Origin of the sequence: Thalassobacillus cyri (assembly GCF_900107755.1) — a bacterium.
GTDB lineage: Bacteria > Bacillota > Bacilli > Bacillales > Halobacillaceae > Thalassobacillus > Thalassobacillus cyri.
The window spans coordinates 95,357-118,526 of the sequence record NZ_FNQR01000011.1 but is presented as its reverse complement, the minus strand read 5'-3'; the positions used below and the strand labels follow the sequence as shown (position 1 = coordinate 118,526).

26 protein-coding genes and 1 other annotated feature are annotated in these 23,170 nt (G+C 41.3%); of the genes, 2 read left to right on the top strand and 24 right to left on the bottom strand.

Going from position 1 to position 23,170, the window contains the following annotated elements; all coding sequences use genetic code 11:
- Positions 1–35: 35 nt before the first annotated feature.
- Positions 36–986 (top strand): 4-hydroxy-3-methylbut-2-enyl diphosphate reductase, encoded by a 951-nt coding sequence (locus BLV00_RS13860; RefSeq protein ID WP_093045570.1) that lies wholly within the window; start codon positions 36–38, stop codon positions 984–986.
- Between the two features lie 77 nt (positions 987–1,063).
- Here the strand turns inward: BLV00_RS13860 and BLV00_RS13855 are convergent, their stop codons facing one another.
- From BLV00_RS13855 to rpsU, 24 genes are all read right to left on the bottom strand, one after another.
- Positions 1,064–2,185, bottom strand: coding sequence for a Nif3-like dinuclear metal center hexameric protein (locus BLV00_RS13855; RefSeq protein ID WP_093045569.1), 1,122 nt, complete (start codon positions 2,183–2,185; stop codon positions 1,064–1,066).
- The gene (locus tag BLV00_RS13850) at positions 2,178–2,882 is read right to left on the bottom strand and encodes a tRNA (adenine(22)-N(1))-methyltransferase (protein ID WP_093045568.1); all 705 of its coding nucleotides are present in this window, start codon (positions 2,880–2,882) and stop codon (positions 2,178–2,180) included. The genes BLV00_RS13855 and BLV00_RS13850 overlap by 8 nt, the downstream gene beginning before the upstream one ends.
- Positions 2,883–3,037: 155 nt before the next feature.
- Entirely contained in the window at positions 3,038–3,403 is a 366-nt protein-coding gene (cccA, locus tag BLV00_RS13845; RefSeq protein ID WP_093045567.1) for a cytochrome c550, read from the bottom strand.
- 101 nt (positions 3,404–3,504) lie between these two features.
- Entirely contained in the window at positions 3,505–4,041 is a 537-nt protein-coding gene (locus BLV00_RS13840; RefSeq protein ID WP_093045566.1) for a hypothetical protein, read from the bottom strand.
- A 76-nt stretch (positions 4,042–4,117) separates the two neighbouring features.
- Positions 4,118–5,236, bottom strand: coding sequence for an RNA polymerase sigma factor RpoD (gene rpoD / locus BLV00_RS13835; RefSeq protein WP_093045565.1), 1,119 nt, complete (start codon positions 5,234–5,236; stop codon positions 4,118–4,120).
- A gap of 33 nt (positions 5,237–5,269) precedes the next feature.
- Positions 5,270–7,093 carry a DNA primase gene (dnaG, locus tag BLV00_RS13830; RefSeq protein ID WP_093045564.1) on the bottom strand — a complete coding sequence of 608 codons (1,824 nt, stop codon included), beginning with the start codon at positions 7,091–7,093 and terminating at the stop codon, positions 5,270–5,272.
- Positions 7,094–7,128: 35 nt separating this feature from the next.
- A complete protein-coding gene (locus BLV00_RS13825) occupies positions 7,129–7,593 on the bottom strand; it encodes a YaiI/YqxD family protein (protein WP_245728975.1) in 465 nt (154 codons plus the stop codon).
- 241 nt (positions 7,594–7,834) lie between these two features.
- On the bottom strand, positions 7,835–8,641 hold the full coding sequence (locus BLV00_RS13820; protein ID WP_093045562.1) for a pyruvate, water dikinase regulatory protein: 807 nt from the start codon (positions 8,639–8,641) through the stop codon (positions 7,835–7,837).
- 32 nt (positions 8,642–8,673) lie between these two features.
- Positions 8,674–9,303, bottom strand: a complete 630-nt coding sequence (gene ccpN, locus BLV00_RS13815) for a transcriptional regulator CcpN (RefSeq protein ID WP_028783245.1) — start codon at positions 9,301–9,303, stop codon at positions 8,674–8,676.
- 82 nt (positions 9,304–9,385) lie between these two features.
- Complete coding sequence (gene glyS, locus BLV00_RS13810) at positions 9,386–11,470, bottom strand: glycine--tRNA ligase subunit beta (RefSeq protein WP_093045561.1); 2,085 nt, start codon at positions 11,468–11,470, stop codon at positions 9,386–9,388.
- Positions 11,463–12,353 (bottom strand): glycine--tRNA ligase subunit alpha, encoded by an 891-nt coding sequence (glyQ, locus tag BLV00_RS13805; RefSeq protein WP_093045560.1) that lies wholly within the window; start codon positions 12,351–12,353, stop codon positions 11,463–11,465. The genes glyS and glyQ overlap by 8 nt, the downstream gene beginning before the upstream one ends.
- A 74-nt stretch (positions 12,354–12,427) precedes the next feature.
- Positions 12,428–12,598 (bottom strand) — a binding site (T-box leader).
- A 41-nt stretch (positions 12,599–12,639) separates the two neighbouring features.
- A complete protein-coding gene (recO, locus tag BLV00_RS13800; RefSeq protein ID WP_093045559.1) occupies positions 12,640–13,392 on the bottom strand; it encodes a DNA repair protein RecO in 753 nt (250 codons plus the stop codon).
- Between the two features lie 20 nt (positions 13,393–13,412).
- Positions 13,413–13,556, bottom strand: coding sequence for a YqzL family protein (locus tag BLV00_RS13795; RefSeq protein WP_093045558.1), 144 nt, complete (start codon positions 13,554–13,556; stop codon positions 13,413–13,415).
- Between the two features lie 101 nt (positions 13,557–13,657).
- Positions 13,658–14,563: a GTPase Era gene (gene era, locus BLV00_RS13790; RefSeq protein ID WP_093045557.1), complete on the bottom strand. Its 906-nt coding sequence runs from the start codon at positions 14,561–14,563 to the stop codon at positions 13,658–13,660.
- A gap of 138 nt (positions 14,564–14,701) precedes the next feature.
- Positions 14,702–15,079, bottom strand: coding sequence for a diacylglycerol kinase family protein (locus BLV00_RS13785; protein WP_093045556.1), 378 nt, complete (start codon positions 15,077–15,079; stop codon positions 14,702–14,704).
- Positions 15,054–15,521, bottom strand: coding sequence for an rRNA maturation RNase YbeY (gene ybeY, locus BLV00_RS13780; RefSeq protein ID WP_093045601.1), 468 nt, complete (start codon positions 15,519–15,521; stop codon positions 15,054–15,056). Before ybeY ends, BLV00_RS13785 begins: the two co-directional genes overlap by 26 nt.
- 279 nt (positions 15,522–15,800) lie before the next feature.
- The gene (locus tag BLV00_RS13775) at positions 15,801–16,772 is read right to left on the bottom strand and encodes a PhoH family protein (protein ID WP_093045555.1); all 972 of its coding nucleotides are present in this window, start codon (positions 16,770–16,772) and stop codon (positions 15,801–15,803) included.
- 2 nt (positions 16,773–16,774) lie between these two features.
- The gene (gene yqfD, locus BLV00_RS13770) at positions 16,775–17,959 is read right to left on the bottom strand and encodes a sporulation protein YqfD (protein ID WP_093045554.1); all 1,185 of its coding nucleotides are present in this window, start codon (positions 17,957–17,959) and stop codon (positions 16,775–16,777) included.
- Between the two features lie 26 nt (positions 17,960–17,985).
- Positions 17,986–18,267, bottom strand: a complete 282-nt coding sequence (yqfC, locus tag BLV00_RS13765; protein ID WP_093045553.1) for a sporulation protein YqfC — start codon at positions 18,265–18,267, stop codon at positions 17,986–17,988.
- Positions 18,268–18,338: 71 nt separating this feature from the next.
- Positions 18,339–18,872 carry a hypothetical protein gene (locus BLV00_RS13760; protein WP_093045552.1) on the bottom strand — a complete coding sequence of 178 codons (534 nt, stop codon included), beginning with the start codon at positions 18,870–18,872 and terminating at the stop codon, positions 18,339–18,341.
- A 30-nt stretch (positions 18,873–18,902) separates the two neighbouring features.
- On the bottom strand, positions 18,903–19,898 hold the full coding sequence (gene floA, locus BLV00_RS13755) for a flotillin-like protein FloA (protein WP_093045551.1): 996 nt from the start codon (positions 19,896–19,898) through the stop codon (positions 18,903–18,905).
- A gap of 12 nt (positions 19,899–19,910) precedes the next feature.
- A complete protein-coding gene (locus tag BLV00_RS13750; RefSeq protein WP_093045550.1) occupies positions 19,911–21,251 on the bottom strand; it encodes an NfeD family protein in 1,341 nt (446 codons plus the stop codon).
- Positions 21,252–21,383: 132 nt separating this feature from the next.
- Entirely contained in the window at positions 21,384–21,830 is a 447-nt protein-coding gene (locus BLV00_RS13745) for a GatB/YqeY domain-containing protein (protein ID WP_093045549.1), read from the bottom strand.
- A gap of 18 nt (positions 21,831–21,848) precedes the next feature.
- Positions 21,849–22,025, bottom strand: coding sequence for a 30S ribosomal protein S21 (gene rpsU / locus BLV00_RS13740; RefSeq protein ID WP_028783259.1), 177 nt, complete (start codon positions 22,023–22,025; stop codon positions 21,849–21,851).
- Positions 22,026–22,236: 211 nt separating this feature from the next.
- Here rpsU and BLV00_RS13735 point away from each other — a divergent pair, with 211 nt between their 5' ends.
- Entirely contained in the window at positions 22,237–23,163 is a 927-nt protein-coding gene (locus BLV00_RS13735) for a Na/Pi symporter (RefSeq protein WP_176791553.1), read from the top strand.
- Positions 23,164–23,170 lie beyond the last annotated feature (7 nt).

The following is a 23,170-nucleotide window of genomic DNA, read 5'->3' as shown; positions in this document are numbered from 1 at the left end:
AATTATTTTTATTTTCAGAGGGGGAACCAACCAGCATGGAAGTAATAAAAATAGCACCGCGCGGTTATTGCTATGGGGTGGTCGATGCCATGGTAATCGCCCAAAACGCGTCTAAGGACCCCAATTTACCTCGTCCGATATATATTTTAGGCATGATTGTGCATAACTCACATGTGACAGAAGCTTTTAAAGATCAAGGAATCATTACACTGGATGGTAAAAACCGTTTAGATATATTGGAAGGCATCAATGATGGTACAGTGATTTTCACTGCCCATGGCGTTTCACCGGAAGTAAAAGAACGCGCCAAAGAAAAAGGATTGACCGTCCTGGACGCCACCTGTCCTGACGTAACCAACACTCACAATTTGATCAGAGATCGTGTGTCTGATGGATATGAAGTCATTTATATTGGTAAAAAAGGCCATCCTGAGCCTGAGGGCGCAGTAGGTGTGGCACCGGGAAAAGTACACCTCGTCCAGACCGAAGAGGATGTCGAGCAATTGGATGTTGAACATGATAAATTATTGGTTACTAATCAAACTACCATGAGTCAGTGGGATGTTTATGATGTCATGGAAAAAATCAAAGAAAAATATCCTCACGTTGAGCTTCACCAGGAAATATGCATGGCGACTCAGGTCCGTCAGGAAGCAGTATCCGAACAGGCTAAAGATGCTGACCTTACCCTGGTGGTCGGTGACCCACGGAGCAACAACTCCAATCGTTTGGCACAAGTTTCTAAAGAAATTGCAGGGACTGAGGCTTATCGTATTGCTGATGTTACCGAAATACAATTAGAATGGCTGCAAGGAGTCGAAAAAGTAGCTGTAACTGCAGGTGCTTCTACTCCAACACCAATCACAAAAGAAGTCATAAAGTTCATTGAGCAATTTGATGAGTCTGATGAAAACACTTGGATCAGAGAATCCAAAGTAGAACAGAAGAAAATTTTACCCAAAGTCAAAACTAAGAAAAAAGCGTAAGTGATGACCAAAAGCACAAGCGCCTAACTAGTAACCCCAGACGATAAAAAAGGCTGCCATTAAGGGCAGCCTTTTCTTTATATAAATTTGAATGGTTCTGTATTCGCTTCAGAAATATATACGTTCAACTTGTCTTCTTTTTGATTGAGCTTTTCATCTAAATAAGTTTTTACAGCTTTTTTCATTACTTTTTCTACATGGTGGCCGGGATCTACTACTTTTAATCCGATTTCCTCGGCTTCTTGAGCAGGATGAAAGGTCATATCTCCAGTCAGATATACATCTGCACCTTGACGCTTAGCTTCATATATATACTTTTCTCCGCTTCCCCCTAAAATAGCAACCGTTTTTACCGACTCTTCTAAGTCCCCAATTACACGAAGACTTGGAACGTCCAAGCTTTTCTTAATATGCTCACAAAAACTCCTTAACCTCATTCCCTCATTCAATGTACCAATCCTGCCGATCCCATAGGACTCGCTTTCATTTTGCAATGTATAGACATCATAAGCTACTTCTTCATAAGGATGAGCTTCCTGCATGGCTTTTAACACATTTGATAATTTGGAGTGCGGCAATAGAAACTCGACTCTCTGTTCATCAACGATTTCCATCTCTCCAATTTTACCTAAGAAGGGGTCTGCGTCTTCTGTCGGCATAAACCTTCCTTTTCCTGGCATACTGAACGAAACATTGCTGTAATCACCTATATGCCCGGCTCCTGCGTCATGCATCGCCTGTCTCACTTGCTCAGCATGGTCTTCAGGCACGAATACAATGAGTTTGACTAACTTATCCTTCCCCGTTTCTAGCAGCGGTTTAGTTTTTGACAACCCCAAGGCCTGTGCTAACGCATCGTTGACACCACCCTCTGCTATATCCAGGTTAGTATGTGCCGCATAAACGGTAATTTCATGCTTGATCAGCTTTTGGATCACACGACCTTTAGGTGTGTCTGGATTTATCTGGTTCAACGGCTTAAAAATGACAGGGTGGTGAGAAATGATCAAGTCTACTTGTTTCTCCACAGCCTCATCCACTACATTTTCCAATACATCTAATGTAATCATGATATTTTTTACCGGCTTATTCAACGTCCCTACTTGTAAACCGACCTTATCCCAATCGAACGCTAAATGCTTTGGTGACATCTGTTCAAAAACCCGAATAACTTCATTTCCAGTTATTGTCTCAGTCATCTTTCAATACCTCCTCGATCCATAGAATTTCTAATTCGAGTGCAGCGATTTTATCGTTATCAGGATTGGCTGCCTTTTGAATTTCTCTTTTTACATAATCTCTTTTTGCTTTTTCCTCGATCCATTTCTTCTTAAATACGGGCGATTTCTCTTTCATTAAGTATGGACCGAATAAGGTTTCTCTTTCTGAATAATGCAGTTCGTTTCCGGTGTCATTTTTTTCAGCTACAATGACTTCATAAATATGGCCTGCTTCTTCAATAATTTCTTCAGCTGTTATTTGATAATTGTACTTAACAAACCATTTCCGTAAGGACTTTGCATCGACATTCGGCTGGACGATAATTCGTGAAGTACGACCCAGTTTATCTTTTCCTTCCTCCAGGATATTCGTAATCAAAGTGCCCCCCATTCCTGCTATGACTATCTGGTCCACTTCATCCTTAGAGAGTACTGAGAGACCATCTCCTTTTCGGACTGCAATCCGAGCAGATAAATCATTGCTTTCCACTTCTTTTCTAGCACTTTGAAATGGACCTTCATTCAGTTCTCCTGCGATTGCCGTCGCGGTTGGATCCTGAAGGCAAACATAACAAGGAAGGTAAGCATGATCTGACCCGATATCTGCAAATTTCGCTCCACGAGGGAGATAGGAGGCTACCATCTGCAGACGTCTGGATAATAACTTTTCATTCATTTGACTTCCTCTTTTCTCTCAAATTAAACATTTTTTTGGAATAATTGGCTTGTCGCCAAATACTTATGTGAAAGCCTTAGTGTTTCTTATTTTTTTATCATAAAGTACAAAAAGAAAAGCCTTCTGAATTTTCCAGAAAGCTTTCTTTTTATGCGTTATTTCTTTTCTGCCAGCCATTCCGCCACAACCGAAGCTTCCTCAGCTGGGATAAGACCTGCCGGCATAGCTTGTCCTTTACCATTTTTGATAATTTCTTCTATCTCTTCTTTAGAATACTTGCTGCCTACCGTTTTCAATGATGGACCATTTCCACCAGATAGATCAGCCCCATGACAGCTGGCACAGTTGTTTTGGAAAATATCTTCAGGTTTAGCGCTTGCCTCTTCCTGCTTTTCCCCTCCATTTTCCCCTTCATTCTTAATTGCTTCATTTTGGCCGACCCCGACCCAAGAAATGATGAACATTGTTAAGATCCCTATAACAGCAATAATTGCGAATGGGATAACTGGATTTCTTTTCATGTGTTCATTTCCTCCTTATGTAGTCCCATATATATCTTTCTCTAAAATACAAACTATATTTATTTTACTTGAAAAATCTTCTTTAGGAAAGAGCTATCCAACTAAAAGTTTAAAAACATGATTAAAAGGGCAAAAACTGAGCCTAGAAAGCCTGTAAATTTCAATAAACGGAACTCCCATCGCTTCCCCAGCCAATACCAGAAAAAACAGTGAATAACTACAACGGAAACCACTGCCCAAACTGCAGTCTGCCAGAGGGATAACAAATGAAGATTCCATAGTAATAACAATAACAAATGAACTATTGAAGTAATGTAAAAATCAATCGACTGTTTATTATGTAGGAATACTGCGCTTAAACCAGTGCCAATTACAAATATCGACAAAATGACTGTTTGCATTATGAAAGCCGTTTCAGTAAAATAAATGACAAGAAATGAGATTGGAAACAACAAAGTTATTACTGCCAATCTTAAATAAAAAATCATCCGTTCCCAAAAAGATATAGGATTTTTAACTCCATTGCCTTTCGTATAAAGAGCAAGCAAATAATCACAATAAGATTCAGGCAGCAAGCGATTAATTTTCCAATACTGGATTTCTTGAATGATGATTTCTGTGCGATTTTTGTTTATCATAACCACCCCAGCGTACCATTAACAGTAAAATAGACCAGGAACAAAATGGTTAGCTCCTGGTCATAAGAGTCACATTCTATTCTAAGAAATCTTTCAATCGTTTACTTCTACTAGGGTGACGCAGTTTTCTTAAAGCTTTAGCTTCAATCTGACGAATACGTTCGCGGGTGACGCCAAACACTTTCCCTACCTCTTCGAGGGTACGTGTACGTCCGTCATCTAAACCGAACCGGAGGCGAAGAACGTTTTCTTCCCGATCTGTCAACGTATCGAGTACATCTTCTAATTGTTCTTTCAATAGCTCATAAGCTGCATGATCAGAAGGAGAGGTTGCTTCCTGATCTTCAATGAAATCGCCAAGATGGGAATCATCCTCTTCCCCAATTGGTGTTTCTAATGAGACTGGCTCCTGCGCTATTTTCAATATCTCTCTTACTTTGTCAGGGGAGAGCTCCATTTCTTCTCCGATTTCTTCCGGAGTAGGTTCACGCCCAAAGTCTTGCAGCAGCTGACGCTGTACGCGTATCAATTTATTGATTGTTTCGACCATGTGTACGGGAATACGAATCGTACGAGCCTGGTCAGCAATCGCTCGTGTGATCGCCTGTCTGATCCACCATGTCGCATAGGTGCTGAATTTGTACCCTTTACGGTAATCAAATTTTTCAACGGCTTTGATTAGACCCATATTACCTTCCTGAATCAAGTCGAGGAACAACATACCTCTGCCGACATAACGTTTAGCGATACTTACCACTAGACGTAAGTTAGCTTCTGCCAGTTCACGTTTAGCCTCTTCGTCGCCTTCTTCAATACGTTGCGCAAGATCAATTTCATCTTTTGCTGCCAAAAGATTTACTCGCCCAATTTCTTTCAAATACATACGAACCGGGTCATTGATTTTGACACCAGGAGGTACGCTTAAATCGTTCAGGTCGAATTCTTCTTCTTTGTTTAACTGCTGCATGTTCGGATCCTCTTCGGAGTTCCCGATCACTTCAACACCCTGTTCATTCAGGTACTCATAAAATTCGTCCATTTGTTCAGACTCCAGTTCAAAACTGGATAGACGTTCTGCAACTTCTTCGTATGCTAAAACTCCACGCTTTTTCCCAATTTCGAGCAATTGTTCTTTTGCCTGGTCCAGCGTAAGTTCACTTTCAGCTTCTTTAGAACGTAATGGCTTATCTGCCATAAGTCCCCCTCCTTCCAACAAATCACAAATCTTTTACTGCGAACTTCTCAGCTGTCTTCTCATCTGTATTATTTTCATGGCAATTTCAGCTGCCTTGATCGGATCATTTTGCTGCTCTGCCTGTTTTTGTTCTTCTTCCAATGATTTGATATCCATTTTGTCACTTTGTTCCGCGCGTATCAAACGAATGTAATCATTGATTTCCCGTTCGGAAATTTCACTATGAACAGGCATCATCGCAAGCTTAATCACTAAATTTTTTAAATCGGGTTCAGATAATCTTTCAACAAAATGACTAACATCCGGTTCATTGCCTTCTTCAAAATATGCATAAAGATAGGTGACAATAACCTGATGTTCACTGATATTGAACCCACCCCCTAATTCAGCCTGTACTTTATCAGCGACCTGGGGGTTTTTTAACATATATGCAATCAGTGCCCTTTCTGCATTATGGAAAGCAGGCAACAGTCTGTTTTCCATGATGCGTTCAGAACGGACATTGGATTGTCTTGTTCTTTGTGCCTCTTTAGCAGGGATTCCGCTTCTTCTGCGGTGCTCTGATACTTCCTGTTTAAGCGTATCTAAGGACAATTCAAACTCATTGGCAAGTTCCTTCAGGTAGTGTTCCCTCTCAATTGCATGATCAAGCGTGGCAACTTCCTTAACTACTCTTTCTACATAAGCAATGCGATCCCCTTCTAAATTAAGATTATATTCTTTCCTGAGATGTCTCATGATAAAGGCTAAATAGGTATCGCTTGCTCCAAGAACTTCTCTTTGGAATTTTTCAGCCCCGTTAACTTTTATATAATCATCCGGATCCATTCCATCCGGAAGACGGGCAAGTTTAACGGTACAGCCGGCTTTTCTTAGTAATCGGGCAGCTTTCAGAGATGCCTCTATCCCCGGCCGATCACCATCGTAACAAATGATAGCTTGTTCCACATATCTTCGAATCAAGTTTGCCTGATGTTCAGTAATGGAAGTACCTAACGTACCCACCCCATTATGAACACCTGCCTGAAAAGCAGAGATAACGTCTACGTACCCTTCAAACAGTATGATGGCCCCTTGTTTGCGGATAGCGCTTCTTGCCAAGTCAAAGTTGTATAGCAGTCTTCCTTTATGAAAAAGCTCTGTTTCAGGGCTGTTAAGATACTTAGGTTCCTGGTCGTGAATAGCTCGACCGCCAAAAGCAACTGTCTTTCCTAAATGATTGCGTATTGGAAAAATAACACGACCTCTGAAACGATCACTGTAGTCACCTGATTCATTCGAACTTAATAAACCAGCTTTCACCATTAATTGAGGATGATACCCTTTTTTTTCAAGAAAACGAACGACAAAGTCTTTTGAATTCGGCGCATAACCCAAATGGAAATGATCAATCATCTCCTCTGTAAATCCTCTGTTCAGCAGGTACTCAAGTCCTTCTTTACCTTCTTTCGTATGTTTCAACAGGTGATGGTAAAGTTTACTCAACCATTGATGCGCTTCGAGAATTTTTTGAGCTTCCTCGTTTCTGGGTGAAGCCACTTCTTGATTAATTGTCACCTCGTCAGGAAGTTGATAACCAACCTTATCAGCGAGGTGTTTGACAGCTTGTAGAAATTCATAACCTTCAAGCTCCATCAAGAATGTGATAGCATTGCCGCCTTTCCCACATCCGAAACAGTGGAAAATTTGTTTATCTGGAGAAACAGAAAAAGATGGGGTGTTTTCCCCATGAAAGGGACATAGCCCAAAATAATTCCTTCCCTGCTTCTTCAGTTGTACATATTCACCAACGACATCAACGATATCATTGGATTTTCGTATTTCATCTATGGTTTCTTCTGGAATATGTCCAGCCATCACTATCACCGTATTTATGAATTATTCGATATTCATTAAAGAATACCTTCATGTTTCGACAAAAAATCATCCAGCTTATCCTGAAAGTTCAGGCGGTCCTGCTCAAGTAGAGGTGGTGGTCCTTTAATACGATTACCCCTCTTTTGAGTCTTCTGTCTTAAATGTTTCCGTAACATGATTTCATCTGCATCCGCCTCTTCAATCAGTTTACCTCGCGGGGTTATTGCATAAACACCTCTTGAGGTCAACAACACAGCAAATGACAAATCTTGAGTTATCACTATATCCCCTCTTTTCACCCTGTTAAGGATAAAAAGATCAACAGCCTGATCGGCGTCGTCGATGATCTTCCAGTCACCGTATTCCGAATTAGGACTATAATGGTTTATAGTAGCAACATATTGAGGAACGATAGCGTGTTTTAGGCAAACTCGATCTATCTCCTCTTTGACAGGACAGCTATCAGCATCAACATATAAAGCAGGTCTATTTTGCAACATTATCATAGATTCTACAGTGGCTCGCAAAATCCTCCCATTTCATCAATGTTTTATTTTTCAGAATTGTTTCTATAATAACGATAGTTTAGCTACCATACATTTTTACACAAAAACATATTATAATACATACTTTTGGTAATTGCTATAGTTTTTTTTCGTTTTTTTTACTTTTTTTATCTTTTCACGGAAAAATCGCGCCCTCTACATACTTGGCGCGATTATTCTTTGGTTATTACCACGATTACCGTTCATTCCTTAATTTGTTCATAATGACATTTGCAGTTTCTTCTACGGCTTTATGGGAAACATCAATCACATCACAGCCGATACGATCTACAACTTCATTAAAATGATTCAGCTCTTGTTTGATTCTTTCCATATTGGCATAACTCGCCTGGTCTCCTAACCCTAAAGCTTTCAAGCGTTCCTTGCGGATGTCGTTCAGTTTTTCAGGACTGATCTTCAATCCGATACACTTTTTCTTGTCTACGTGAAACAACTCTTCAGGAGGCTCGACTTCCGGAACAATCGGCACATTCGCCACCTTCAGCCTTTTATGAGCCAGATACTGTGACAATGGAGTTTTCGATGTGCGTGATACTCCAATGAGAACGATGTCCGCACGGGAAATGCCTCTTGGATCTCTGCCATCATCATACCGAACAGCAAATTCGATTGCTTCCACTCTTTTGAAATAATCCTCGTCAAGCTTATGAACCAGTCCGGGCTCCATCCGTGGTTTTGTTTTGAAGAAACGTTGCATGCTGTCCATCATCGGCCCCATGATATCGATACATTCTAATTCGTATTCTTTAGCTTTTTTCAAAAGGTGCTCTCTTAGTTCAGGAATCACCAGCGTAAAACCTATCATCGCATTCTTTCCTTTTGCTTGCAGTACCGCTTCATTTATTGTTCCTTCATCTTCAACATAAGGAATCCGCTGAATTTCATAAGGACCGTCATCAAACTGACTTAGTGCTGCTTTTACAACCAATTCTGCTGTTTCACCCACAGAATCAGAAATTACAAATATCAATGGCTTCTCCATCCCAATCCCTCCTATTAGTCAGAGCGGAATGCTTATAAATGTTCGTCACGCCCTAGTTCAACTAATGCTTTCGTCATATTTGTTTTTGTAATTCGTCCTGTCACTTCCAATCCTTCGTCAACATCTTTAACTATCGGCAATCCATCAATCTGCTTATCAATCAGCTTTTGTGCAGCGTCTAGTAATAAGTCATCTTTTCTGCACACCGTTATATTCGGCATCCGCGTCATGATGATATGGACAGGAATAGAGTTCAAATCCTGGTTTCCTATACTTGCTCGCAATAAATCTTTTCGAGATAAAACTCCTAATAGCAAGGATTTATTATCGACGACAAACAACGTGCCGACATCCTCAAGGAACATGGTACAGATAGCATCATAAACAGATACATCTTCTTCTACAACAATCGGAATGGACTGGTATTCCTGCACCTTAAATTTTTTCAGCTTCTCCGTCAATAATTCTGAACCGGTTTTTCCTGTGAAAAAATAACCTACTCTTGGACGTGCATCCAAAAATCCGGCCATTGTTAAAATAGCGAGATCCGGTCTTAGTGTAGCTCTCGTTAATTGCAATTGATCTGCTATATTTTCACCTGTTATCGGTCCATTCTCTTTCACGATTTCGATAATCTGTTCTTGTCTGCTGGAAAGTTCCATACTTTCACCACCCTGATCACTAACTGTGACATACTATTTAATTATTATAGCTCATTTTTATAATCGGGTAAAAGAAGGAGGCTTAATACTGCTGTTTCCATTGGACCGCATTCAAATCTGCAAAGGCATATACTTCTTTCGCTATCAGGTTCAATAAACCTAAGCGGTTTTCTTTCAATCGTTCATCCTCCACCATGACCATGGTATGGTCAAAAAAGGCGTGGATTGGCTCTGCAAGTGTACCCAACGTTTCCAAGGCCTTGACAGTATCGTGTTTACTCAACGCATCCTCATAAACTGGAGTAATTCTTTGGTACTTATCAAATAAGACTTGTTCCGTTTCATTTTCAAAGAGATTCTTGTCTACTTCTTCTGCATTTGTCTTTTTTGCCAAATTCAAGACACGACCTAAGGCTTCGTGAGTTGATTTGAAGTTTTCGTCATTACGTTTTGATGCCAACAGCTTTGCTTTTTCCTTTGTGAATGGCACATGCTGAATTCCGTTCGCCAACACCGCTTCGACTATATCAGGTGCTACGCCTTCTTCCCACAATAGATAACTTGTTCTAATATGGAAGAATTCTCTTAGATCCTCGGCCACTTCTTCTTCTGACCGGTTCGGCAAACCGAGACTGACATACATGCTAAGCGCTGTGTTTACTAAAGTTTCCAGACGGATATTCCACGCTTGTTTGTCGAGCATCTGAAGAATGCCGATTGCCGATCTTCTTAGTCCATAGGGATCTTGTGAGCCAGATGGAATGATCCCGATAGAAAAACAACCAACAATTGTATCCAGCTTATCTGCTATACTTACGATTGTCCCAGCAACTGTTTCAGGCAGGGTTCCGTTAGCTTGACGTGGCATATAATGTTCATTAATAGCCTGGGCGACAGCATCATCTTCTCCGAAGATCCTGGCATACTTCTCGCCCATGATTCCCTGGAGTTCTGGAAACTCATCCACCATATGGGTGACCAAATCAAATTTACATATTTCTGCTGTACGGGTTACTTGCTGCTTTGAAGCTTTATCCAGTTGTAAATGATCACTGACAGCATCTGCCAGTTTCACTGTACGCTTCACCTTATCTGCAATTGTACCTAAGTCTTCCTGGAAGACCATTCGCGATAACTTTTCCAGACTCTGCTCGATGGAAGTCTTCTGATCCTCGTCATAAAAGAAACGAGCATCGGCCAGCCTAGCATTCAATACCTTTTCATTACCTCGGGCAACATTATCCAAATGGTTTTCGTCCCCGTTTCTGACTGCTACAAAATAAGGAAGCAGCTCCCCTTCCTGGGAGCGGACAGGGAAATAACGCTGGTGTTCTTTCATGGAAGTGATTAATGCCTCTTCCGGAACAACGAGAAAGTCCTCACTGTAAGCCCCGTAAAAAACGGTCGGATATTCTACAAGGTGTGTAACCTCGTTCAATAACTCTTCATCCACAAGGATTTTCCATTCTTTATCTTGAGCTAACTTTTCAATTTGGGCCTCAATCATTTCTTTACGAAGTATGACGTCGGCTATGACATACTGATCTTTCATAATTTTTTCATAGTTCTCTGCATCATCAATGGCAACCTGCTTTCCTAAAAAGCGATGTCCGAACGTAGTATTGCCTGTTCGTAAACCTTCAATGGAAAACGGTATTATTTCGTCACCATAAAGGGCAACGAGCCAACGAATCGGGCGGGCATATCGAAGCTGCTTGTCTCCCCACCGCATGTTTTTAGGAAAGTTCAGGGACAGGATGACATCTTTGAATTGATCAATCAGATTTTTTGTCGCTTCCCCTTCAATGAACTTGTTGATATGAACATATTCCGTTCCCTTGATATCTTTGAAATAAATGTCTTCGACGTTTTTACCTTGCCCTTTTGTAAACCCGATAGCAGCCTTCGTCCAATTCCCCTCTTCGTCCAGGGCGATTTTTTTTGCTGGACCTTTTGCTACTTCTTCGATATCTGGCTGTTTTTCTTCCAGACCTTCAATTTTAACGGTCAAGCGGCGTGGTGTAGCCATTGTAGCAATGGTTTCGTAAGGAAGACGCAAATCATCCAGCCATTGTTTCGTTTTATCTTCTAACTGTACAAGGGCATCATCGATAAATCGTGCTGGAAGTTCTTCTAATCCGATTTCAAATAAAACTGTTTTACTCATTGGACGCTTCCTCCTTATCTTTCAGCATTGGGAACCCTAAACTTTCCCGTTCTTCTACGTAGGTTTTTGCAATTTTTCGGGCTAAATTTCTGACTCGGGATATATAGCCAGTCCGTTCTGTTACTGAAATTACACCCTTGGCATCAAGTAAATTGAAGGTGTGAGAACATTTCAATACATAATCATACGCAGGAAATACAAGTCCAAGCTCCATCGCACGGCCAGCTTCTTTTTCATAGATACTGAATAAATCAAACAGCATATCGGTGTCAGAGGATTCAAATGTATATTTAGAATGCTCATATTCAGGCTGAGAGAAGATATCTCCTACCGTGACACCATCGGTCCATTCCAGTTCAAAAACATTTTCTTTATCCTGGATATAAGAGGCTAAACGCTCCAGCCCGTAAGTGATTTCTGCAGACACCGGCTTCGCTTCAAGCCCACCAATCTGCTGGAAGTATGTGAATTGGGTAATCTCCATCCCGTCGAGCCATACTTCCCAGCCTAATCCCGCGGCACCCAGAGTAGGGTTCTCCCAGTTATCTTCCACAAACCGGATATCATGCTTCAATGGATCAATCCCTAATGCTTTCAATGATTCTAAGTATAATTCCTGAATATTGTCAGGCGACGGCTTCATAATCACCTGGAATTGATGGTGCTGATAGAGACGGTTAGGGTTTTCCCCATATCTTCCGTCTGCCGGCCTTCTTGAAGGTTCCACATAAGCTACATTCCAAGGCTCCGGTCCAAGACTGCGGAGCAACGTCATAGGTGACATGGTTCCGGCACCCTTCTCTACATCATAAGCTTGCATCAATAAACAGCCTTGATCCGACCAATGTTTTTGTAGTGTCAGTATCATATTTTGAATATTCATGTTATCTTCCCTCCACGATTGAAAGTATTGAATTTATTCCATAAAAAAACCTCGTCCCTATGCCACTTTCATGACATAGGGACGAGGTTTTCCCGCGGTTCCACCCTATTTGCTTTCTATTAAGAAAGCCGCTTTAAAAAAGCTGCTCCGGAATGCCTTCCCTATTTCTTCAACACCTGTCTCCCACTATCACAGGTTCGCTTCAGTCGAGGGGAATAGGTACTACTTTCCTTCTACGCACAAGTTTAATTGGTATTAGCATCATACTTGAAAGTTTGATGATTTGTCAATCTTCCGGTCTGAAAAGGTCCAGCTGTTTTAGAAACTTTTTTGATTTAATGAAATATCCACCGTAATAGTCATAGTAAGCGTCCATCAACTGCCTTAATTTCTTTTTGTTTTCTTCTTTTATTGATATATTTCCAAGGCGAGCGGCATCCATATGGAGAAATAACCGAAGCAACTTAGCCATATTTTCAGACAAACCATAAGCATCTGGATCCAAATGATTGCAACGGAAACATAAAAAGCCCCCTTCTTTTATAGAAAAGGAGAAGGGGCCATTTTCATTGCCGCAATTCACACAGGCATCCAGTTGAGGAGCGAACCCTGCTTTCTTATATAACTTCAGTTCATACATCAATGTTAGAATTTCCGGATCTTTGTCTTCGGTTAGCCAAATCAATGTTTGAAGGAATTGTTGAAATAAAAATGGATCTGGCTGTTTTTCTTCCAACATTTTATCTGTCATTTCTGCTACATAAGCAGCATAAGCTGTTTTGATAATATCTTCACGAACTCCTCTTAGCGAGGAAATTACTTCTCCCTGGCTAAGAGAACCAAGGTTTCGCCCTGTTTGTACCAAATAATGGCCGTGAATAAACGGTTGGGTGATGGAACTCATCCGGCTTTTTGGCTTTTTTGCGCCTTTGGCCATGACAGCGAATTTTCCTTTTTCCCGTGAAAAGATTGTTACAATTTTATGTGTTTCGCCATAGTCTTTTGTTCGGAGCACAATTCCTTCAATTTTTTCAAGCAAAGCTTTCACCTTTTCTGGTTCTACAAATTGGTCTCATGTCCAGAAACCGTCTCTTGTTCCTGTGATTCCTCTTCCTGAGGTGCTTGTTTTTCCATCTCTTTCATGAGTAAGTAGGTTTCTATGTTTCCTGTTTGACTGAAAACTTTCCATGGTAAGTCAAGCACAAGAAACACCGCCTTTCAAGTTAGTTATTCAAACAAAATAACATGACATTCTTAGGATGTTACAAGCAGCTGAAAGCATGAATATTAAAATTTACCATGAATTAATATTCATCGTCCCGATAGCCATACTCATTCAACTGAAGCTGACGATTTCGCCAATCTTTTTGAACCTTCACCCACAAATCAAGAAAAACTTTCGTGCCTAACAATGCCTCGATATCCTCTCTGGCGCGCTGCCCGATTTCTTTGAGCATCTTGCCTTGTTTACCAATTATGATTCCTTTTTGAGAGGGGCGTTCAATGATAATAGTAGCTTGGATATATACGGTTGCTGATTGCTCCCGATGTTCGATTCCATCAATGACTACCGCAATAGAATGAGGGATTTCTTCTCTCGTCAAATGTAGTGCTTTTTCCCGTATCATTTCACTGATGATGAATCTCTCAGGGTGGTCAGTGATTTGATCTTCCGGATAATATTGTGGTCCTTCTGGAAGCTGGGCTTTGAACACTTCTAATAAGTGGCTGACGTTATTCCCTTCTAAAGCTGAAATAGGGATAATTTCTTCAAAATCATACATTCCCCTATACTGGTCGATCAATGGAAGCAAATCATCAGGGTGGACCTTATCAATTTTATTGATGATGAGAAACACAGGTTTATCTACTTTTTCAAGTCGATCAATAATGAATTGATCACCGCGGCCGTAACCTTCTTCCGCATTGATCATAAACATGATAGCGTCCACTTCATTTAAGGATTGCTCGGCAACTTTCACCATGAAATCCCCTAGTTTATGTTTCGGCTTATGAATTCCAGGTGTATCAATAAACACAATTTGAGCGTCATCTTCTGTCCAGACACCTTGAATTTTATTTCTTGTCGTTTGAGGTTTATCGCTCATGATAGCAATCTTCTGTCCTATTACCCGGTTCATAAAAGTCGATTTCCCTACATTAGGGCGACCTATGATTGCAATAAACCCTGATTTGAATGTATTGTCCATGTGGTATCCTCCGTTTGTGAATGAGGTCTGTGTGTATTTACTATTCTACTATAGAAAAATTGCAATTTCATGTACTCGACAAAAGCTTTCAATCTTTTTACCCTGCTTTGAAGCAGTTCTAATAAAATGGCAACCTGTCTATAAAAAAGCCATCATTTTTGGAAGGAAAATAATCAAGCCAATAATGACAGATATAAATGCAGCCACCAGAACTGCACCAGCTGCGATGTCTTTAACGGCACCTACAGCTGGATGGACGTCAGGGGCTAAATGATCCATTGCTTTTTCGATACTTGTATTTACCATCTCCAGCGTCAAAACTAACGCTATAGTCAGCAATATAACTGTCCATTCTACTGGTGAAAGATGCAATAGCCATGATAATATCAACACAATTACGGCTGCTGTTATGTGGAACTTAATATTTCTTTCTGTCTTTGCAACTATCATTAACCCACGCCATGCATACCGAAACCCGATTCCTCGTTTTTTATTTCCGTTCCAATCCGAAGTCATTTAAAATATCCTCTTGTCTTTGGAACATTTTTTTCTCATCTACTTCCTCCAAATGATCATATCCTAATAAATGAAGAAAACCATGAAGAGCTAAAAAGCCTAATTCCCGTTCTAGTGAGTGCTGATATTCTTCCGCCTGCTCTTTTGCTCTATCAACAGAAATCACGATGTCCCCAAGTACTACCGGTATTTCTTCCCCGATAACCCGGACCTCTCCTTCGCCTTCTTCTTGCATAGCAAACGAAATGACATCAGTAGGTGTATCCTTCTGCCGGTAATTCCGGTTCAAAATTTGTATTTCTTTATCATCTACAAAATTGACAGATATTTCCGCTTCATTTTGTACCTCTTCTTTTTCAGCAGCAAACTTCAATAACCGCTGAATCATGTCGATATAACCTTCATCTACCGTATTTGTCTCGTCATGGAAATCGATTTGTATCACTGGGCCAGCCTCCTTGATGAGCTTTTTCATCTCTTACCGCATAGTTTGTCCGATTGATTTGTTCTTATCGGTTTGTTCCTTAATATGTTCCGCTTTGGTATGTGGATTAAACCTCTCTTGAAATGTTTGTAAGATGGAAACCATTCCCGTCTACCCTTGGTAAAAACACTTAAACATCGTCATTTCCCTAACCTGTTTTCTTTTAAAGGAATGCAGCCCAATAAAAGCGCTGGGATCTAGCCAATCATTTAAAAATAAGACCCTTTGAACCGGGTCTTATTTTTCTTCGCTTTTATCTTTTTCATATGCGTCTATTATCCGTTGCACTAATGGATGACGAATGACATCCGTTTGATCAAGATGGATGAACGACGAACCCTTAATATCCTTTAAGCGCAGCTCGGCCTCACGCAGACCGGATCTGACACCCTTCGGCAAGTCCACTTGAGTGATATCACCAGTAATGACCATTTTGGAGCCAAAACCAAGTCGGGTCAAGAACATTTTCATTTGCTCAGGAGTTGTATTTTGGGCTTCATCCAATATGGCAAAAGCATCATCCAATGTTCTTCCCCGCATATACGCGAGAGGAGCAATTTCGATGGTGCCCCGTTCGATCAGACGCGCGGTATGTTCGGCTCCTAACACATCATGAAGAGAATCATAAAGTGGACGAAGGTATGGATCAACCTTCTCTTTTAAATCACCTGGTAAAAAGCCAAGACTTTCTCCAGCTTCCACAGCAGGGCGAGTCAGGATGATCCGTTTCACTTGCCCGTTTTTCAAAGCATTTACGGCCATGACAACCGCCAAATAAGTTTTACCGGTACCTGCCGGGCCAATGCCAAACACTAAGTCATTATTACGGATAGCTGACACATATCCGCGTTGTCCCAAAGTTTTGACACGGATGGACTTACCTTTAGCGTTCCGGGTGATTTCATCTTCAAATAAAGCCTCGAACTGATTGATCTTACCTTTTTTGGCTAATTCGACAGCATATACGACATCTCGTTCTGTTATTGTCAGGCCTTTACGAATTAAAGCCAGCAAAGAAAGCAGTATTTCTTCTACAAGCCTGGCCTTATCTCCTTGACCAGAAGCGCTGACATGCTCTCCACGGGATATGATGGAAACTTGCAGCTGCTCTTCGATTTGTTTCAGGTTTCTATCTTCCGTACCAAATAAAGCTAATGCTTCAGATGGATTATCAAGTTGTATATCAATCGTTTTTAAGTCTTCCTGCATACTCAATCTCCTTGATTCACATTCTTTATCTCAGCAATATCTTCATGTACTTTCACAAATAGAATTAATTTTACTTTACCATTGTCAACACTTTGGTGCAAAATATTTTCTTCCAAAATTTTTGAACCCTCTGGTATTTTTTTTAATAGGTCCCTTTTCCCTTGCTCTATTGCTATCGCTGCAGCTTCTGCTTCTGAGCGCTTATGCTGTAATTGATTCAATTCAAAGAAGGTGGTTTTTTTCCAATAGAACGGAAGTGACTTCGAAAAAAGGCTTAGTTGGTGATAATCTTCTTCTTTCTTCTTGACCTTATAGTCTATTTTACCCCATCCCCATACAGGGAATTCAAAACCAGCTATGTTGATATGGTATTTGTTTTCAAAATCCCCTGTAGCAGTTTGTATCTTTTCTGTTTGACTCGCCGATACTTCGACTCGATACCAGGTTTCTGCGATTACTTCACCTTCCGCACGGATAAGCTTCTCATCGTTTTCATCCAGCTGGGCAGAAGCTAATAATTCACCTTTTTCCACGAAATCATTAACTTCTACCATCGGTTTTCCTTTAGCGATATATATATAATGGATCATCCCTTTCTTTGCGGCTACTAGATGAGCAGGCTGCATCGCATTTTCTTTTTCTACTAATGTTTTTTCGACACCCTGAAAGATATAGGCTGTCCCCTTCTTTTCCACACCGATCCATAACAACTCGGGAACATCATTCAGCAGTTTTTGCTGTATCGTACCATTATCTTCTAATCGAAACGATATCGCCCCAGGTTGGACACCATAATCCTGCAATTGTTTTTCAACTTTCTTCTCTAATTCTTTAGGCAGCCCTTCAATATGCACAGACCAAACCAAATTGGATACAAACACAAGCAGGAGCGCTGTCAATATCACAGCAAACCATAATGGTTTTTGAGCAAGAAAGCTTTGACATATATACGGGAGTCCTTGTCCACGTTTCAAGCGTACTTTATACCTTGTCCGCTTTCTGATTCGTTTGACCTCGGGTAAGTCAGCAAGGTAGATATTAGCTTGAAGCTGGTGGTCAGATAGCTTTTTTGCATTCCAAATGACCACCCCTTCCTTTGCACATAGATTTATGAATTGCTCAGGATATGTACCTTGGATAATCAATGTGACGTATCCTTTTATGAATTTTCCTTGTAAGGGCTTCATAAGAGGTCCTCCTTCGAACGGGCTGGTTACTGATCCATAAAGAGGATCGAATGCATTTTACCTTCGACTAGAATCTCTTCCGACAACATCATCTTTAATACAAACCCCTCACCAACCAGACGTATATAACCTTTTCTTGACTTTAGCCTGATTTCCTTCTCTGAAAAATGTACTAAACCCTGGTGGTTTTCAATATATACATGAAAGTCTCCTATTGTAGTGACCCTTGGCAAATCCAACATAACATCAGAAGGAAGTTCCAAGTAGTTGGCCATCCAGCCACGGATCTGTTGTTGCCACTTTTTCATGTAACGACCTCCCCCTCCTCTATATATACGAAAAACGCACGGATTGTATCACTACAATCCGTGCGTTCTTGTTAATAATTATTTCGTCTTGAGAATGTCCGGTGTGGCTTGTGAGCCCGAGGCGGGCCTAAAATCTCCGCCATCATCACACTTTCAGCAATTTTCTTTCGATTCAAGTTACTCTTTATAGAAAGGGAAGGAGCAGTTTCGTTCTTACCATACTGTCTTGGCTTAGTTCTTTCCATTTGATCGGGTAATGCATCATGTATGTTCTGATTTGGTGTTTCATACGTGAAGGAACCTGTTCCTTGCTTATCACCAATATTCCGATCTGAGATATCCTTGATATGCTTTTGTTTCTCTTGATAATATCGTTCCATCTTGCTTTCAACAGCAGCCTTACCTGGTCTTTGCTCGTCTCGTTCTACTTGCTCGGTTTTTGGCCGTACTGGCCCTGAAGGAGTACGGTTAGGCGGGGAGGGCTGCCGTTTAGGACGCTCCTCCTCTTGTTCTCCGTTCATGCGATTTAACCAGCTGATAATACCTCCAATAAAAACAGCTACAAGGAAGATATTATTCAGTATGAAATCAATGAAGTTTCCCATGGACTCATCCTCCTTATACCACGAAGATGATTATTTCTCTTCGTCTTCTCCATGGTCTTCTTTAGAAAGTTTGCCTAACGTATCACGCATGTCTGTATCCGCATTGATGTTACGGTAATTCATGTAGTCCATGACACCCATCTTCCCGGATCGCAATGCCTCAGCAAGCGCCTGAGGTACTTCAGCTTCTGCCTCAACAACTTTAGCCTGCATTTCTTGTACTCTGGCACGCATTTCCTGTTCTTGCGCAATAGCCATGGCGCGACGCTCTTCCGCTTTCGCCTGTGCGATATTCTTATCTGCTTCCGCCTGGTCTGTCTGAAGGATCGCTCCGATGTTTTTACCAATATCGATGTCAGCAATATCAATGGATAATATTTCAAATGCAGTACCGGCATCCAGACCTTTTGATAGCACATTTTGAGAAATACGATCCGGGTTTTCCAGGACTTTGTTATGATTTTCGGAGCTACCGATCGTTGATACGATTCCTTCGCCTACACGTGCGATGACCGTATCTTCACCGGCACCACCGACCAAACGGTCAATGTTGGCCCGGACGGTAATACGGGCCTTGGCTTTTACTTCGATACCATCCATTGCCACACCAGCAATGAATGGCGTTTCAATTACTTTCGGATTGACGCTCATTTGTACAGCTTCTAATACATCACGGCCTGCTAAATCAATAGCGGCACATCGTTCAAAGCTCAGTTCAATGTTAGCACGTTGTGCGGCAATCAAGGCATTGACCACACGGTCTACGTTTCCCCCAGCTAAATAGTGACTCTCTAATTGGTTTGTGTCTACATTCACACCTGCTTTATGAGCCTTGATCAATGGGTTAATTACACGAGATGGAATGACCCTTCTTAAACGCATTCCTACAAGTGTGAAAATGCTGATTCGAACGCCCGCCGCCAATGCACTGATCCAGAGCATAACTGGAATGAAAGTGAATAAGATAGCAAGCACAATGATGATGAGACCAATAATTATGATTGGCATTAATTCATTTAATGTCATCTTTTTTCCTCCTTAGTTATCCTTATTTAATTCACGCACCACAATGCGGGAACCTTCTGTTTTAATAATCTTTACTGGCTGCCCTGCCTGTAAAAACCTCCCTTCCGAAACGACATCCAACCTTTCATCGTCAAACACTGCAGTGCCGGAAGGACGAAGCGGTGTCAACGTTTCTCCTTCTAAACCGATTAATTCTAACCGGCTGACAGAGGAAACAAATCCTTTGTCCGAGGTCGTAGCTTCCTGAAGTATGATGTGCCGGAAAAAACCCCTCTCCAATCCAAGGTATTTGAATAGGATCACCGATGCGATTATCGCTACCAGGATTGCAATGCCGATACTCATAGCCATATGGCCTGTATCCGCCCCAGACAACATCAGTGAGGACACGATAGCTACTGCTCCTGCTATACCTGCTATACCTCCAGGTAAAAAGAATTCAGCAACCACTAGTATGATTCCCAGTACAAGCAGGATGATCGCCTCATATCCTGCAAGCCCGGCGATGATATGCCCATAGAAAAATAATACCAGAGAGAGCAGGCCCATTGTACCAGGTATTCCAAATCCAGGAGAGTATAATTCAACAATCAATCCCAGACTTGCAACCGAGAGGAGAATCGGAACAACCACCGGATTGGTCAAGAAGCTGGCGATGTTTTCGGCTAAAGAAGGTTCCGTTTCCACTATTTCCGCCTTTGAGACCCCTAGTTCGCTAAGCAGTTCTGTACGGTGGCTGACTACATCTTCCGCATAGCCTACCTCTACGGCTGCACGTGGTCCCAATGTAAGAAATTCCCCTTCTGGAGCGTTATACTCTGGGAGGTCTACTGATGGGTTCGCCATTGCTTCTGCGTAAATCGGGTCCCTGCCATTGGACTCGGCTGCTGCAGTCATTGCAGCAATCCAGGCAGATTGAGCTTTTTTATCCGCTGCCTTCCCATCTGAGGTAATCACTCCCGAAGCCCCCATCGTTGCGGAGGGCTTCATGTATATCTGATCCGAATTAAGGGCTATGTAGGAGCCAGCTGACAGGGCCTGAGTGGTAACGAAAGCAGTATTGGGGATTTTTAAATCCTGGAATAACTCTCCGATGGCATTAGCTGAATCAACCCTGCCGCCAGGAGTAGCGATTTCAAAGATAACATGGTCTGCTCCAGCTTCCTTAGCTTCAGTAATGGCTCGCTTTAAAAATGCTTCCATCCCTCTTTCAACCGTATTCTCAACAGGAATGATATAGACAAGCTTCCCTTTTCCGTCTTCTGCATTTATCTCATGTCCCGTCTTACCAATAACCGTCAATAGGGCCACCAGCAGTACCATCAAAATTAAATAGCGAGCAATTCGTATCATTTAGGTACTCCTTTCCTGACACAGTCATAGTATATATACGTTTTACCTCGAATTTAAGTTTCATTCAAATAAAAAAAATATATAAAAAAATCTCCCTGTTTAAAGGGAGATTTTTTTATCATGCACGTACGATCATGACAAATGTTTAAGTACGAGCTTGTTCACCTGTGAACCATCCGCCTTACCTTTAACTTTAGGCATGATAGCACTCATAACTTTCCCCATATCTTGTTTAGAGGAAGCTCCTACTTCAGTAATCGTATCTTGAACAACTTGTTCAAGTTCTTCATCTGAAAGCTGTTTCGGCATATATGCTTGTAAAATCTCTATTTCACGATTAAGTTTTTCTACAAGGTCTTCGCGTCCAGCTTCTTTAAATTCATGGAGGGAATCTTTCCTTTGTTTTACCTCTCGGGATAAAACAGTAAGTTCTTCTTCTTCAGATAATTCGCCTCTTCCAAGCTTGATGGCTTCATTTTGTAAGGAAGCCTTCACCATACGGATGACAGTCAATTTTTCTTTGTCCTTATTCCGCATTGCTTGTTTCATGTCTTCATTGAGACGTTCAACTAATGACATAGCTCTCTACACCCTCTTTTACCACTTACGCTTTCTAGCGGCCTCAGACTTTTTCTTACGGCGTACGCTAGGCTTTTCGTAATGTTCACGTTTACGATATTCAGATAGCGTTCCAGATTTGGATACACTCTTTTTGAAGCGACGAAGAGCATCTTCAAGAGACTCGTTTTTACGAACGCGAGTTGTTTTTGACATGCTATTTCCCTCCCTCCGAAGCATAAAGCAAGTATCTTCTCTGCATGCAACTCTACCTTGCATGCCTTTGATAATTATATTATAACCCCTAAGTTGGGTCAACTTATTTCGTTGAATTTATTCCATTCTTACCATTTTAAGCGATTAGGGCATTGGATTTTTGCACATTATTCTTTGTCCTTGTCCATATAGTGTTATGAGGTGTGGTCAAATGCTGATGGAATTGATTTCAAAACTAACCGTGTTATTATTAATGTTTTTATTTGGGCTTCAATGCTTGAAAATCGGCCTATTTCAACTTTCCTATCATCGGACCAAGCAATGGATTCAACAATTTTCAAGTAACCCTTTTACTGCCATTTTAACAGGATTTGCAGCAACAGGGCTGCTTCAAAGCAGTTCGGTAGTCATCGTGTTAGCAATGGGGCTTGTTACCACTAAGTATATGAAAGTGACACAGGCTATTGGTATCATGCTCGGGGCGAATCTCGGTACGACGATTACCGGAGAGATTCTCAGTTTATCCCTCCACCTTCCCTATGCTACCTTACTTATAGCCGGTGTTTTAATGATCATCATTCAGCACCAGAAGACATTCGCATGGGGTACTATTCTTTTTGGACTAGCAGTCATCTTTCTTGCATTGGAAAACTTGGGTGGCTCTATTTCTGATATGATGGTACTTCCTGGAGCGGAAGATTGGGTTTCTTCACTTAATGATTCTGCAATATCAGCACTTTTTTTTGGAATTATCGGATCAGGATTAATTCAATCGTCTTCTGCAATGTTCGGTGTAACACTTTCCTTACTTGATCAGGGTGCTATTTCTATGTCTTCTGCTATCGCTGTCATCCTTGGGACAAATATCGGCACATGCATTACTGCCTCGATTGCCGGCGTAGCTTTAGATAAACAGGCCAGAGTAGTAGCATCCAGTCACATTTGGTACAATCTGATCAGTGTCATGCTTTTTCTGCCGTTTCTCAGCTTTTTAGATACAGTGTCGCAATGGTTAACACCAGACCCGGGCAGACAATTAGCTCATTTGGCCGTTCTATTCAATACCTTGACCATTTTCTTTTTCTATCCATTTTTGAAACCGTTTGAGAAGTGGCTTACTCGTTTGCACAATAAATAAACCAGCC